The organism is Streptomyces sp. NPDC031474 (genome assembly GCF_055581185.1).
Window position 1 is genome coordinate 569666 of record NZ_JBVIJX010000001.1, and the last position, 13051, is coordinate 582716.

The window sequence follows — 13051 nt, forward strand, 5'->3', positions numbered from 1 at the left end:
CCGGGCCTGAACGCCGCACATCCGGCAGATGTACTGCCCGCACGTCCGGCAGATGTACTGCCGCACGTCCGGCAGGCGTACTGCTCTGCCGCCCATCTTGCCTGCTCGGACCGACATCCGTAATGCCCGACCTCCCCCGTCTCCACCCGCCCGCTTAATTTGCATCCAAGATGCAACTTTAACTAGCGTGCCGGACAGCCGAGCGACGAGTCGCACGCCGTGGCGTCGCCGCCTCTCGGCGGCCCTTGTGCTGCCCCGAATCCCGAGGAGTCCCGATGCTGTCCGAACAGTCCGCGGCCACCGTCCGCGCCACCCTCCCCGCCGTGGGCGCGGCCATCGGCGAGATCACCGAGCGCTTCTACGCCGGCCTGTTCGCGGCGCACCCCGGTCTCCTGCGCGACCTGTTCAACCGCGGCAACCAGGCGGCGGGCACCCAGCGCCAGGCCCTCGCGGGCTCGATAGCCGCCTTCGCCACCCACCTCGTCGACCACCCGGAGCACCGCCCGGACGCCATGCTCGGCCGCATCGCCCACAAACACGCCTCACTGGGGATCGCGCCCGAGCAGTACAAGGTCGTCCACGAGCACCTCTTCGCCGCCATCGCCGACGTCCTCGGCGAGGCGGTCACCCCCGAGGTCGCGGCGGCCTGGGACGAGGTCTACTGGCTGATGGCGAACGCCCTGATCGCGATCGAGCGCCGGCTGTACGAGGAGGGCGGGCTCGGCGACGCCGGCCGGGGCGCCGGCACATGGCGCGAGTGGGAGGTCGTGGAACGCGTCACAGAGACCGAGGACGTCGTCTCCTTCCACCTGCGCCCCCTCGACGGCGCTCCGGTACGGGACTTCCGCGCGGGCCAGTACGTGTCCGTCCGCACCGCACTCCCCGACGGCGCCCGTCAGATCCGCCAGTACAGCCTCTCCGGCACCCCGGGGTCGGACCTGCGCCGGATCAGCGTCAAGCGCGTGCCGGGCGGCGCGGCGACCCCGGCGGGCGAGGTCTCGAACCACCTGCACGCCCGCGTGCGGGAGGGCAGCGTGCTTGAGCTCTCCGAGCCGTACGGCGACCTGGTCCTGGACGACGTCCAGGGCGCCCCGCTCCTGCTGGCCTCGGCCGGCATTGGCGTCACCCCGATCGTCGCGATGCTGGCCCACCTGGCGGCCGCCGGCCACAGCGCCCCCGTCACGGTCGTCCACGCGGACCGCTCCCCCGCGGACCACGCCCTGCGCACGGACCACGAGACCTACGCGGCGAAGCTGCCGGACGCGTCCGTGCACCTCTGGTACGAGCGCGAGGCCCCGGCGGACGCCCGGCCGGGGCCGGCCGACCTCACGGAGGTCCCCGTCGCACCGGGCACGCGCGCGTACCTGTGCGGCCCGCTGCCGTTCATGCGGGCCGTGCGGGCGCAGCTGATCGAGAAGGGCGTCGCCCCCTCGGACGTGCACTACGAGGTGTTCGGCCCGGACCTGTGGCTGGCCCAGGCCTGACACGGGCGGACCCCGACCGAATCCGAGGGCCGGACGTCACGGGTGGACGGGCAGCCCGGGCGGCCGGTTGGGGTCGTAGTGCGCGCGGGCGAAGGCGTCGTCCGCGCGGTGGACGACGTCCGGCAGGGGCGGGGCGGGCCACACGCTCACCCGGTGCTCCTCGACCACTTCGTCCCCCGCGTTCGTCGCGCCCGCGTCCCGCCCACGCGCCCGGACCCGGACCCGGTACCAGCCGGCTCCGGCGACGGCGAAGTTCCCGGCGTCCTCGACGACGTCCCCACCCCACTTGAACAGCCGCAGCACCCCGCTGGTGCTGCAGATGCTCACGTCCACGACGGTCTCCCACTCCTCCCCGGCCCCGTCCGCATTTCCGTCCCCGTGCCCGTCCCAGTCCCGGGGCGGCTCCTGTGGGCACTGCTCGGTGGTCAGCCGGATCCATCCGGTGTGCGTCCCGGCGAACACGGTGAGGTGTTCCGGCCCCCCGGCCGCCAGGCTGTTGCCCGCGAAGATCCGCTCGACGGTGTCGGAGTCGTCGTAATCGGTGAGGAACTCGTCACCCTGCAAGTAGTACTGGCAGTACGAGACGAACATGCGGTCGGATGTCCAGCGTAGGTAGCGCATCCGCCAGATGATGCCCTTGAGGTCTGACAGCGGGGGGGTCCCCGACTGCGCCCGGAGCCGGACGTACGGCAGCGCGGTTCGAAGATCGAAATCGATCGTAGATACCGAAAGGGGAACGGGGTGGCGGACGGCAGCACCGATCGGACGCGCGCTGGCGCATACTGGTGGCAATGACAAAGCCAGCTGCCCCGAAGCGTTATTTGCCTACCAGCCCCTTCAAGGCTCCGGTCGCGCCGGTCCCCAAGCAGTTCGCCGTGGGGGACCAGGTCACACATGACATGTACGGCCTCGGCCGAGTGGTCGGCATCGAGGATGGGATCGCGGTGCTCGTGGACTTCGGCTCTGCTCAGGAGCGGATCTTGAGTCCCTACTCCAAGATGAGCAAGCTGTAACAGCGCCGTGCCCGGTCACGGCAGACCGGGTCCCCTCATGGCCCCGTAACGATTGGGAGACCTCTCATCAACCTGACCTCGCTGTTCTCCGCTCCGGAGGGGGCGCCTCGCGGTGCCACGACGGCATCGCCGCCTCCGACGACGAACCCGTTCCAGGCCCCGGACTTCGGTGAGGACGAGACGTTCTCGCTCGACGACGCGCAGGCGTCCGTCCCGGGCCTGGGTGCGACGCAACGCAAGGCGGGCTGACTCCGAGGACCATCGAGCAGGCCTCGAACCCCCACTCCCCGCTCCCTCCCCGGCTTCCCCGCATCGCTCCCCCGCTCCCCCGGCTGCCCGAGTTCACGGTGCCGGGACCCTGACGGGCGCGTACAGGGCCGGTTCAGGCGCGTCGCGCCGCACTCAGTACGGCCGTGGGATTCCGTGCTCCTCCAACGCGGTGGCGTAGCGCTCCAGCAGGGCGTCGAAGCCGGCCAGGAGGAGTCCGGCGGCATCGCGGGCGTCGGCCAGGTCGCCGCGGTCGCATGCCTCCACCAGCTCGGCCGCGTCGGTGCGGAGGATGTGCAGGGAGTCGCCCTGCACCAGCACTCCGGGGAACCGTCGACCGGGCAGGCGGACCACGGCGTCGTTGCCGCCGGTGGTGAACAGTTCTGCTTCGATGCGATCCATCGGGCCATCCAATCCGGCATGACCACGTGTTTCCAGCTGTTTCCACGGGTTTTCTGTTTCACGCAGGTCGGTGCGAGATTCCCAGGAGCAGCGGGCCCGTCGGTTCCCGCACGATGTCGGCGACCGTGATCGGGTCCAGGGAGGCGAAGAACGCCTCCTGGGCGCGGCGCAGGGCACCTCGGAGGCGGCAGGCCGAGTTCAGAGGGCAGGGGGTGGCGCCCTCGCAGTCGACGACGTCGCCGTCCCCCTCGAAGGCGCGGACCAGGCCGCCCACCGACGCCGTACGGCCCTTCTCCGTCAGGGCCAGACCGCCGCCCCTGCCCCGGCGGGCCTGAAGGAGGCCCAGGTGCTGGAGCTCGGCCACGACCTTGGCCGCGTGGGTGTAGGGGACCTCCATCGCGGCCGCGACCTCGCGGGTCGTGGGGGTGGTCTCCGGGTTCTCGTCCGCCACCGCGAGCCTCATGAGGACGCGCAGTGCCAGGTCGGTGGATCGCAAGAGCCGCATGGGAGGAAGCGTAGATAATGCGCATCTCCGCTTCAAATTATCCTTTCTTGGCTGTGACCTGCCCTACGAGATCCCCGCCCCTCCCATTACGATCAGTCGACCCGATAGACAGCAGCACAAGCACGCCTCCCGTCCCGCCCCTTTCCCCCAGAAGGACAGGCCCATGGGTTCCGCCAACAAGACCAGCAGCGCGACGCGCAAGGCACGTATAGAGGAGATGCGGCGGGCCGAGCAGGCCCGCGAGCGACGTAACCGGTTTCTCGCGATCACCGGCAGCGTCGTCGCCGTCGCCGCGCTCATCACCGGTGGTGTGTTCGTCGTGAAGTCGCAGTCCGGCGACGACTCCTCCAACGCCGCCGACGCCAAGGCCTCGGGGAAGTTCGTCACCGGTTCGGACGGGGTCAAGACGTGGAAGGGGACGCTCGGGCGTACCCACGTCGCCAAGACGGTGAAGTACCCGACCGAGCCCCCCGTGGGCGGCAACCACAACCAGGTCTGGATGAACTGCAACGGCGACGTCTACACCAAGGCGCTCAACAACATGAACGCCGTCCACTCGCTGGAGCACGGCGCGGTCTGGGTGACGTACAACAGCAAGGCGAGCAAGGCCGACGTCGACGCGCTTGCCGCCAAGGTCAAGAAGACGCCCTACACCCTCATGAGCCCGGACGACGCCCAGGCCGACCCGCTCATGATGACCGCGTGGGGACACCAGCGCACGGTGACGAGTGCGAGCGACGCGAACGTCGACAAGTTCTTCGCGGAGTTCGTCCAGGGCAAGCAGACGCCCGAGCCGGGCGCGGCCTGCACGGGCGGTCTGTCGCAGTGAGGTACGCGGGAGTGGCGGTCGCCGTGGCCGGAGTGCTCGTCGCCGCCGGGGCCGTCACCTACTCCGTCGCCGAGGACGGCTCGACGGGCGCCGCACCCCCCGCCGCCGACTCCGCCGACGCCGGATTCGCCCGGGACATGGCCGTGCACCACCAGCAGGCCGTCGAGATGTCGTACATCGTGCGTGACCGGACGACCGACGCGGACGTACGACGCCTCGCCTACGACATCGCGCAGACGCAGGCCAACCAGCGCGGCATGCTGCTCGGGTGGCTCGATCTCTGGGGGCTGCCGAAGGTGTCGGCCGACGCGCCCATGACGTGGATGGGCATGGGCGGGATGAGCGACGGCGAGGACGGCGCCCTCATGCCCGGCATGGCCACCAACGCCGAGATGAAGAAGCTCGGCACGCTCAACGGGAAGCAGGCCGAGGTCTTCTTCCTCCAGCTGATGACCGACCACCACAAGGGCGGTGTCCACATGGCCGAGGGGTGTGTCGCCAAGTGCACCGTCGGCGTGGAGAAGCGGCTCGCCCAGGGCATGGTCGAGGCGCAGCAGTCGGAGATCAAGCTGATGGCCGACATGTTGAAGGAACGGGGCGCCCAAGCGCGCTGAACCGTGAGCGGGGGGCGGTGTGCCGCGTGCCGCGTGCCGTGAGTCTCTTGGGCTTGTCGGCCGTACTGCTTTCGGGGCGACCGCCGGGGGGCGGCGGAGCCGGCCGTGAAGGGGAGGGCGATGCGCGCGCAGGACTCACGGAGCGCCGAGCGCGCCGACCGGGGACGGCAGCAGCGGATCATGCCCCCGACCGCAGGGCCGGCCGCCGGGTTGCCCGCCCTGCAGCGGCTGGCCGGCAACGCGGCCGTGTGCCGGGCCCTCGCCGTCCAGCGGGCCGGGGCGGGCGACGGCCAGGCCTGGGGCGACACCGCCCGCTACGCCGAGCGCCCCGTCGAGCATCCGGAGTGGCCACAGTTCCAGGTCCTGATGCGGCGGGCCGGGTTCGACCGGGACACCGTGGAAGCCGTGTGGCAGCTCCTCATGGGCGGCATCCGGCAGCAGGAGGAGCTTCAGACGTCGCTCGTCGACCGGCATCTGACACGCTCTCAGCGGCGGTCCCAGCGCTCCGGGAACGACTGGTACCGCGCGGTCGTCGACATGGTCGGCGATCATCTGCGGATCCCCACCCCCACCATGGGCCTGTGGTCCGGCGGCCTCGACGTCAACGACTACGCGACCGCCAAAGGCCATACGACGCTGGAGCACTCCAACCTCGGCAGAGTGATCAACAGCCTCCGGCTGCACCCGGACTTCTCCCTCATCGGGCCGCTCTGGAACCTTCTGTCGGTGGCGTTCGTGCAGCGGGCGACCGGGCCCGTGCACATCTTCCTGAGGGCGCACGATCCCGACAGCGTCCTGCAGGACCAGGAGATACCGCAGTTGCGGAAAATGCAGGAGATGGGCGAGCAGGCCGGGCGGGCGATCACTCTGGTCTGGCATCCGCTGTACACGACGGCCGACGGGACCATCCGGGAGGTCTCGCGCGACCTTCGCCTGGTCGACGACGCGCCCTACGCGCAGCGGGACTTGTGCGTCGCGGCCCTCTACTCCTATCTGCTCCGTATGCACGACCCCGGCAACCCGCACTCCGCCCGCGCCCACGACGAGATGCACACCCGGCTCCGACAGAACGGACACAGGCCCGACTGAGAGTCCCGGCGGCCGGTCCTGACGGGGAGTCTGGCTGAGACCCGCGGTTGAGACGTGAGGATTTCCAGCCAGACGTAACACTGCCGAAAGGATCTAAACCCCAAATCGCCTCCGACAGCGGTTACTTGGGATCTTCTTGGGTTTCGCATTCCCCTGGCATGAACGGTTCAGGGCCAGAGTGGCCGAGGCGAGTGATCTACTCGCGTCGAACCACATACAGGGGGTCCTATGAGATCCAACCGCGCCGCGCTGCGCGCCGGAGCGAGCTTGGCAGCGACACTGCCGATGATCGCCGGCGCGCTGGCGCTCGGCATACCCGCGGCGCACGCCGCGGACAGCCCCACCCGTGACACGCTGGCCGGGACCAAGCCCGCGTGGGCCACGGCGAAGGCGGACAAGGGATCGACCGCGGACAGCGCCCAGGTCTCCGCCCGGGTCTACCTCGCGGGACGTGACGCCGCCGGCCTCGCGCAGTACGCGAAGGCGGTCTCCGACCCGAGCTCCGCCGCCTACGGCAAGTACCTCTCCGCCGGGCAGGCGCAGGCCCGCTACGGCGCGACCGCGGCGCAGGTGGCCGCGGTCAAGTCGTGGCTGACCGCGGCCGGTCTGAAGGTGACGGGCACGACCGCGCACTACGTCTCCGTCAGCGGTGAAGTGGCCGCCGCCGAGAAGGCGTTCGGCACCCAGCTGCACAACTACGCGAAGAGCGGCAGGACTTACCGCGCGCCCGCGAAGGCGGCTTCGGCTCCCGCCAGCCTCGACGGCGCCGTCCTGACCGTCACCGGTCTGGACAACGCGCCGCACAAGGCGACCCACAACGACCAGCTGCCCGGTCCGTCCACGGTGTTCAAGAACTCCGGGCCGTTCTCCTCGTACTACGGCTCGAACACCGCGACCACGCTGCCGGACGCGTACGGCAAGAAGATCCCGTACGCCGTCGAGGGGTACACCGGCAAGCAGCTGCGCGCCGCCTACGGTGCGGGCAAGTACACGGGCAAGGGTGTCCGCGTCGCCATCACGGACGCGTTCGCCTCGCCGACCATCGCCTTCGACGCGCAGACCTACGCGAAGAAGCACGGCGACGCGGCCTGGAAGACCGGCCAGCTGAAGCAGGTGCTGCCCAAGAACTACACGCACACCGGCGCAGACGAGTGCGACGCCTCCGGCTGGTACGGCGAGGAGACCCTCGACGTCGAGGCCGTGCACGCGGTCGCGCCGGACGCGAACGTCACGTACGTGGGCGGCGCGTCCTGCCTCGACGACGACCTGCTCGACTCGCTCAGCAAGGTCGTCGACAACCACCTGGCCGACATCGTCTCCAACTCGTGGGGCGACATCGAGGCCAACCAGACGCCGGACCTGGCAGCCGCCTACGACCAGGTCTTCCAGTTCGGCGCGGTCGAGGGAATCGGTTTCTACTTCTCCTCCGGCGACAACGGCGACGAGGTCGCCAACACCGGGACGAAGCAGGTCGACACCCCGGCCAACTCGGCGTGGGTGACGGCGGTCGGCGGTACCTCGCTGGCGGTCGGCAAGGGCGACAAGTACCTGTGGGAGACCGGCTGGGGTACCGAGAAGGCCTCGCTGTCCGCGGACGGCAAGAGCTGGACGAACTTCCCGGGCGCGTTCACCTCGGGTGCGGGCGGCGGCACCAGCAAGACGGTCGCCGAGCCCTTCTACCAGAAGGGTGTCGTCCCGGACGCGCTCGCGAAGGCCAACAACGCCGCGGGCAACCGCGTCGTCCCGGACATCGCGGCGATCGCCGACCCGAACACCGGTTTCAAGGTCGGCCAGACCCAGACCTTCCCGGACGGGTCGGAGCAGTACAGCGAGTACCGCATCGGCGGCACCTCGCTCGCCGCTCCGGTGATCGCAGCCGTGCAGGCGCTGGCCCAGGAGGCGCACGGCGGCAAGGCGATCGGTTTCGCCAACCCGTCGATCTACTCCAAGTTCGGCTCCCGGGTCTACCACGACGTCACGGACAACCCGACCGGGTCCGGGCTCGCGGTGGCGCGCGTCGACTTCGCCAACAGCGTCGACGCGACCGGCGGCCTGCTGACCTCGGTCCGCAGCCTCGGCAAGGACAGCTCGCTGTCCGCGGTGAAGGGCTACGACGACGTCACCGGCGTGGGAACGCCCGCAAGCGGTTACGTGGAGTCGTACCGCAAGCGCTGAAACAGGGCATGAAGCGCTGAAGCAAGGCATGAAGCGCTGAAACGGAGCGTACCGACGGGGTGGCGTGAGGTGGACGACATCTCACGCCACCCCATCGCGTCGCTCTGACGATTACACTGGCCCCGTGCCTCAACTTCGTCTCGCTCTGAACCAGATCGACTCGCGCGTCGGCGACCTCGTCGGCAACACCGAAACGATCCTCCGCTGGACCCGGCACTCGGCCGAGCAGGGAGCGCATCTCGTGGCGTTCCCGGAGATGGCGCTGACCGGGTATCCCGTCGAGGACCTCGCCCTGCGCTCCTCCTTCGTCGAGGCCTCCCGCACGGCCCTGCGCACACTCGCCGCGCGCCTCGCCGACGAGGGCTTCGGCGAGCTGCCGGTGGTCGTCGGCTACCTCGACCGGTCGGAGAGCGACCGGCCGAAGTTCGGCCGGCCGCCGGGTTCCCCGCGCAACGCGGGCGCGGTGCTGTACGGCGGCGAGGTGGTCCTGTCCTACGCCAAGCACCACCTGCCGAACTACGGCGTCTTCGACGAGTTCCGCTACTTCGTGCCGGGCGACACCATGCCGGTGCTGCGCGTCCACGGCGTCGACGTGGCCCTCGCCATCTGCGAGGACCTCTGGCAGGACGGGGGCCGGGTGCCGGCGGCGCGCTCGGCGGAGGCAGGCCTGCTGCTCTCCATCAACGCCTCGCCCTACGAGCGCGACAAGGACGACACCCGGCTGGAGCTGGTCCGCAAGCGGGCCCAGGAGGCGGGCTGCACCACCGCCTACCTCGCGATGATGGGCGGGCAGGACGAGCTGGTCTTCGACGGCGACTCGATCGTCGTCGACAAGGACGGCGAGGTGATCGCGAGGGCGCCGCAGTTCTCGGAGGGCTGCGTGGTCCTGGACCTCGACCTGCCCGCGGCCTCGGCCGACGCGCCCACCGGGGTCGTCGACGACGGTCTGCGCATCGACCGGGTCGTCCTGTCGGAGGACCCGCTCACCGCGTACGAGCCGGAGCTCTCCGGCGGGTACGCGGAGCGGCTGGACGACGCCGAGGAGATCTACTCGGCGCTGGTCGTGGGCCTGCGGGCGTACGTCGCGAAGAACGGCTTCACCTCGGTGCTCATCGGGCTGTCGGGCGGTATCGACTCGGCGCTCGTCGCGGCGATCGCGTGCGACGCGGTGGGCGCGCAGCACGTGTACGGCGTGTCGATGCCGTCGAAGTACAGCTCCGAACACTCCAAGGGCGACGCGGCGGAGCTGGCGCGCCGCACGGGCCTGAACTTCCGCACGGTACCGATCGAGCCGATGTTCGACGCGTACATGTCGTCGACGGAGCTGACCGGGCTGGCGGAGGAGAACCTCCAGTCCCGCCTGCGCGGCACGCTCCTGATGGCCATCTCCAACCAGGAGGGCCACATCGTGCTGGCCCCCGGCAACAAGTCGGAGCTGGCGGTCGGCTACTCGACCCTCTACGGCGACTCGGTGGGCGCGTACGGCCCCATCAAGGACGTGTACAAGACCTGGATCTTCCGCCTGGCGGAGTGGCGCAACCGTGCCGCGGCCGAACGGGGCCAGACCCCGCCGATCCCCGAGAACTCGATCACCAAGCCGCCGAGCGCGGAGCTGCGCCCCGGCCAGGTCGACACGGACTCGCTCCCGGACTACCCCGTCCTGGACGCGATCCTCGAGCTGTACGTCGACCGGGACCAGGGCGCGGACGCGATCGTCGCGGCGGGCTACGACCGTGAGCTGGTCGTGAAGACCCTGCGCATGGTCGACACGGCCGAGTACAAGCGGCGCCAGTACCCGCCGGGCACGAAGATCTCGGCAAAGGGCTTCGGCAAGGACCGCCGCCTGCCGATCACGAACGGCTGGCGCGAGTCGGTGTGACAACCGTGTGCCCCACCGGCCCCGGGCGTCAGCGCAGCGCGATCTCGCCCTTCTGGACGGCACGCACGGCGCGCTCGACGGTCTCCTGGTTCTCGCCGACCGGGGCCACGTAGTCGAGGACGTCGCGAGCGGCGTCCTCGCCGAGCGTCCGGGTGATCACCCAGGTGGCGAGGTACTGGGACGCCAGGCAGCCGCCCGCCGTGGCGATGTTCCCCTCGGCGTGGAACGGCTGGTCCAGCACGGTGACGTCGCACGCCTCGACGAAGGGCCGGCTCTTCATGTCCGTGCAGGCGGGCATGCCGGCCAGCAGCCCCAGCCGGGCGAGCACCAGCGCGCCGGAGCACTGCGAGCCGATCAGCTGACGCGAAGGGTCGAGCGGCAGCCTGGAGATCAGCCGGTCGTCGGCGACCACGTCCCGCGTCTTCACCCCGCTGCCGATCAGCACGACGTCGGCTTCGGTGACGAACTCCATCGGGCGCTGCCCGCTCACCTCGACGCCGTTCATCGACGTGACCACGGGCGTCGGCGTCGTGACGAAGGCTTCCAGGCCGTCCTTGCGACACCGGTTGATCAGCGCGGAGGCGATGAAGCTGTCGAGCTCGTTGAACCCGTCGAAAGTGACCACGGCAACCTGCATCACGACTCCTCCACGTACGGCATCGAACCCGCAGTCTCCCGGCCACGTAGTTCCGCGTCGAGAGCCAGTCAACGACGGGTGGCACCCAGCCCGCCTGAAGGCCCCGCGCCGACTGTCCCGGCCGGAGCCTGCGCACTGTCCCGCCGTGGGCCGACCGGTCGACAGCCCGCCGTCACCGCCCGTGGAGGACGTCTTCGGCCACGTCGAGCAGCATCACCGTGGGCGGCCTCGCAGTCCCGATCAGGCGAGGTCCGTCAGGTCCTCGGCGAACACCTGCGACAGAGGCTGCGGTCCCACGTACTGCTGGCAGTTGCACTGGCCGGCCTCGTACCGCAGCGGCTTCTTGTTCTCGTCCCAGGCCGTCGGCACCTCGACGCGCTCATGGCACCGGCCCTGCTTGTCGTGCTTGGCGAGATGGTGCGTGCATCCGCACACCGCCTCCGGCGGCCTGCCGGCTGCTTCGACGGCCAAACGTTCCTGTTTCGCCGCCTCCAGCAACTGCAACTTGCGCTCATGCCGGTTGCGCAGCGCGGTGCGGACGTTGTCAGCCGCCCACGCGAAGCCACCCGTCCAGAAAACGATGAGAACCCACCAGAACCAGTCCACAAGTTGCCCCTTCCCCCTGTACCGCTATGCGCCACGATAGACGGCTCACCCGAAGTGACGTCACCTTGTCGACGCCCGGGAAATCGTCGCCGTGCGCCTGTCCGATCACAGCCCCCACGAGCTGGACCGGTCCGGTCCGGCCCCGGGAGCCACGCAGCAGACTGCTTCGATGCTCTGCCCTTGGCCGTACGGGTGCGCGACGTGCCCCGAGATCGCCGAAAGCGTCCGTGCCTACCTCGACGCCTTCGGTCTTGTCTTCGGAGCCTTCGATTTCGGCCTGGGACCGACGGACGCTGGTACTGGTACGAGTGCAATCCCAACGGCCAGTGGGCCTGGTTCCCCGACCACATCACCACACCGATCACCGCCGCTCTTGCCGATCAGCTCCAACACTGTGGAGAGCCCGTATGGCCGCCGACCCCGCCGAACTCCGCCACGTCCTGGCCACCTCCCCTGGTGTGACCGACCCCCTGTGGCGGGCCGCAGTCGAAGCCGTTCCCCGCGAACTGTTCCTCGGCGACTGCCTGTTCCGGCCGTCCGGCTCCCGGTGGGAGCCCGTGCACCGCGACCGGGTCGGCGAAGACGCTTGGCTGCGCCTCGTCTACCAGGACACCACCTGGGTCACCCAGGTCGACGGGGTCGGCGCCGCCGACGCCCCTGGCCCTCTCAGCGGCCGTCCCACCTCGTCGAGCACCCTGCCCTCCCTGATCGTGCGCATGCTCGATCTCGGCGGTGTCCGCGAGGGCGAGAAGGTGCTGGAGATCGGCACCGGAACCGGCTATTCCACCGCCATCCTGTGTCACCGTCTCGGCGACGGGAACGTGTACTCCGTCGAGTACGACCCGCGGCTCGCCGCCCTCGCCGCCGACCACATCCATGCGGCGGGATACCTCCCGACCCTGGTCACCGGAGACGGCCTCGCCGGGTACAGGGAGGCGGCCGACTACGACGCGATCGTCGCCACGTGCGCCGTCCGCCACATTCCGCCCGCCTGGCTCCACCAGGTCCGTTCCGGCGGAACCATCACCACGACGATCAGCGGATGGATGCTCGCCTCCGGCCTCATCCGCCTCACCGTCCACGACGACGGCACCGCCACGGGCCGGTTCGCCGGAGACCGGATCGGATACATGCTCGCCCGACCTCACGAACGGCCGCCCCGCCCCGTCTGCTTCCCGCATCAGGGCCAGACCTCTGCCACCCGCCTGGACCCGGGGCTCCTGGACGACTGGACGGCACAGTTCGTCGCCCAACTCGCCGCGCCCTCCGCCGAACTCATGACGACGAGCGACGGGGTGATCCTCGTGGACGTCGCCACCGGCTCACAGGCATGGACAGAGCGCGTCGGAGACGGCTGGCGCGTTCACCAGCACGGCCCACTTCGGCTGTGGAACGCCGTGGAGGACGCGATCGCCGTCTGGCAGACCGCGGGATCACCTCCGCAGTCCGACTTCGGCATGACCGTGGACATCGACGGCACCCAGCGCGTCTGGGCCGGGGATCCCGGTGGGCCCTCATGGCGGCTGCCGTTCTGAGGGCGCGCCGTTCGAA

At 70.1% G+C, this 13051-nt stretch carries 13 protein-coding genes; 8 read left to right on the forward strand and 5 right to left on the reverse strand.

The window, feature by feature from the left end; all coding sequences use genetic code 11:
- The first annotated feature begins 275 nt into the window (after positions 1-275).
- Positions 276-1484 carry a globin domain-containing protein gene (locus ACZ5SK_RS02600; RefSeq protein ID WP_361699912.1) on the forward strand — a complete coding sequence of 403 codons (1209 nt, stop codon included), beginning with the start codon at positions 276-278 and terminating at the stop codon, positions 1482-1484.
- 36 nt (positions 1485-1520) lie between these two features.
- Here the strand turns inward: ACZ5SK_RS02600 and ACZ5SK_RS02605 are convergent, their stop codons facing one another.
- On the reverse strand, positions 1521-2105 hold the full coding sequence (locus tag ACZ5SK_RS02605) for a hypothetical protein (RefSeq protein WP_334580722.1): 585 nt from the start codon (positions 2103-2105) through the stop codon (positions 1521-1523).
- A gap of 170 nt (positions 2106-2275) precedes the next feature.
- Here ACZ5SK_RS02605 and ACZ5SK_RS02610 point away from each other — a divergent pair, with 170 nt between their 5' ends.
- On the forward strand, positions 2276-2497 hold the full coding sequence (locus ACZ5SK_RS02610; protein ID WP_327314594.1) for a CarD family transcriptional regulator: 222 nt from the start codon (positions 2276-2278) through the stop codon (positions 2495-2497).
- A gap of 402 nt (positions 2498-2899) precedes the next feature.
- On the opposite strand, the gene ACZ5SK_RS02615 is transcribed toward ACZ5SK_RS02610, so the two are convergent.
- A complete protein-coding gene (locus ACZ5SK_RS02615; protein WP_334580721.1) occupies positions 2900-3166 on the reverse strand; it encodes a DUF6959 family protein in 267 nt (88 codons plus the stop codon).
- 58 nt (positions 3167-3224) lie between these two features.
- Positions 3225-3671, reverse strand: a complete 447-nt coding sequence (locus ACZ5SK_RS02620) for an RrF2 family transcriptional regulator (protein WP_334580720.1) — start codon at positions 3669-3671, stop codon at positions 3225-3227.
- A 163-nt stretch (positions 3672-3834) separates the two neighbouring features.
- Between ACZ5SK_RS02620 and ACZ5SK_RS02625 the strand changes: the two genes are divergently transcribed.
- The 5 genes from ACZ5SK_RS02625 (at position 3835) to ACZ5SK_RS02645 (ending at position 10257) form a co-directional block, all read left to right on the forward strand.
- The gene (locus tag ACZ5SK_RS02625) at positions 3835-4500 is read left to right on the forward strand and encodes a DUF3105 domain-containing protein (protein WP_334580719.1); all 666 of its coding nucleotides are present in this window, start codon (positions 3835-3837) and stop codon (positions 4498-4500) included.
- Between the two features lie 11 nt (positions 4501-4511).
- On the forward strand, positions 4512-5114 hold the full coding sequence (locus ACZ5SK_RS02630) for a DUF305 domain-containing protein (protein ID WP_334580718.1): 603 nt from the start codon (positions 4512-4514) through the stop codon (positions 5112-5114).
- Positions 5115-5234: 120 nt separating this feature from the next.
- The gene (locus ACZ5SK_RS02635; protein WP_361699906.1) at positions 5235-6203 is read left to right on the forward strand and encodes a hypothetical protein; all 969 of its coding nucleotides are present in this window, start codon (positions 5235-5237) and stop codon (positions 6201-6203) included.
- A 228-nt stretch (positions 6204-6431) separates the two neighbouring features.
- A complete protein-coding gene (locus tag ACZ5SK_RS02640) occupies positions 6432-8378 on the forward strand; it encodes a S53 family peptidase (RefSeq protein ID WP_361699903.1) in 1947 nt (648 codons plus the stop codon).
- A 124-nt stretch (positions 8379-8502) separates the two neighbouring features.
- Entirely contained in the window at positions 8503-10257 is a 1755-nt protein-coding gene (locus ACZ5SK_RS02645; RefSeq protein ID WP_334580715.1) for an NAD+ synthase, read from the forward strand.
- Between the two features lie 28 nt (positions 10258-10285).
- On the opposite strand, the gene ACZ5SK_RS02650 is transcribed toward ACZ5SK_RS02645, so the two are convergent.
- Complete coding sequence (locus ACZ5SK_RS02650; protein ID WP_334580714.1) at positions 10286-10894, reverse strand: DJ-1/PfpI family protein; 609 nt, start codon at positions 10892-10894, stop codon at positions 10286-10288.
- Between the two features lie 240 nt (positions 10895-11134).
- The gene (locus tag ACZ5SK_RS02655; protein WP_334580713.1) at positions 11135-11500 is read right to left on the reverse strand and encodes a hypothetical protein; all 366 of its coding nucleotides are present in this window, start codon (positions 11498-11500) and stop codon (positions 11135-11137) included.
- A gap of 407 nt (positions 11501-11907) precedes the next feature.
- On the opposite strand from ACZ5SK_RS02655, the gene tgmC reads away from it, so the two are divergent.
- On the forward strand, positions 11908-13035 hold the full coding sequence (gene tgmC, locus ACZ5SK_RS02660; RefSeq protein WP_468575155.1) for an ATP-grasp peptide maturase system methyltransferase: 1128 nt from the start codon (positions 11908-11910) through the stop codon (positions 13033-13035).
- Positions 13036-13051: the final 16 nt, after the last annotated feature.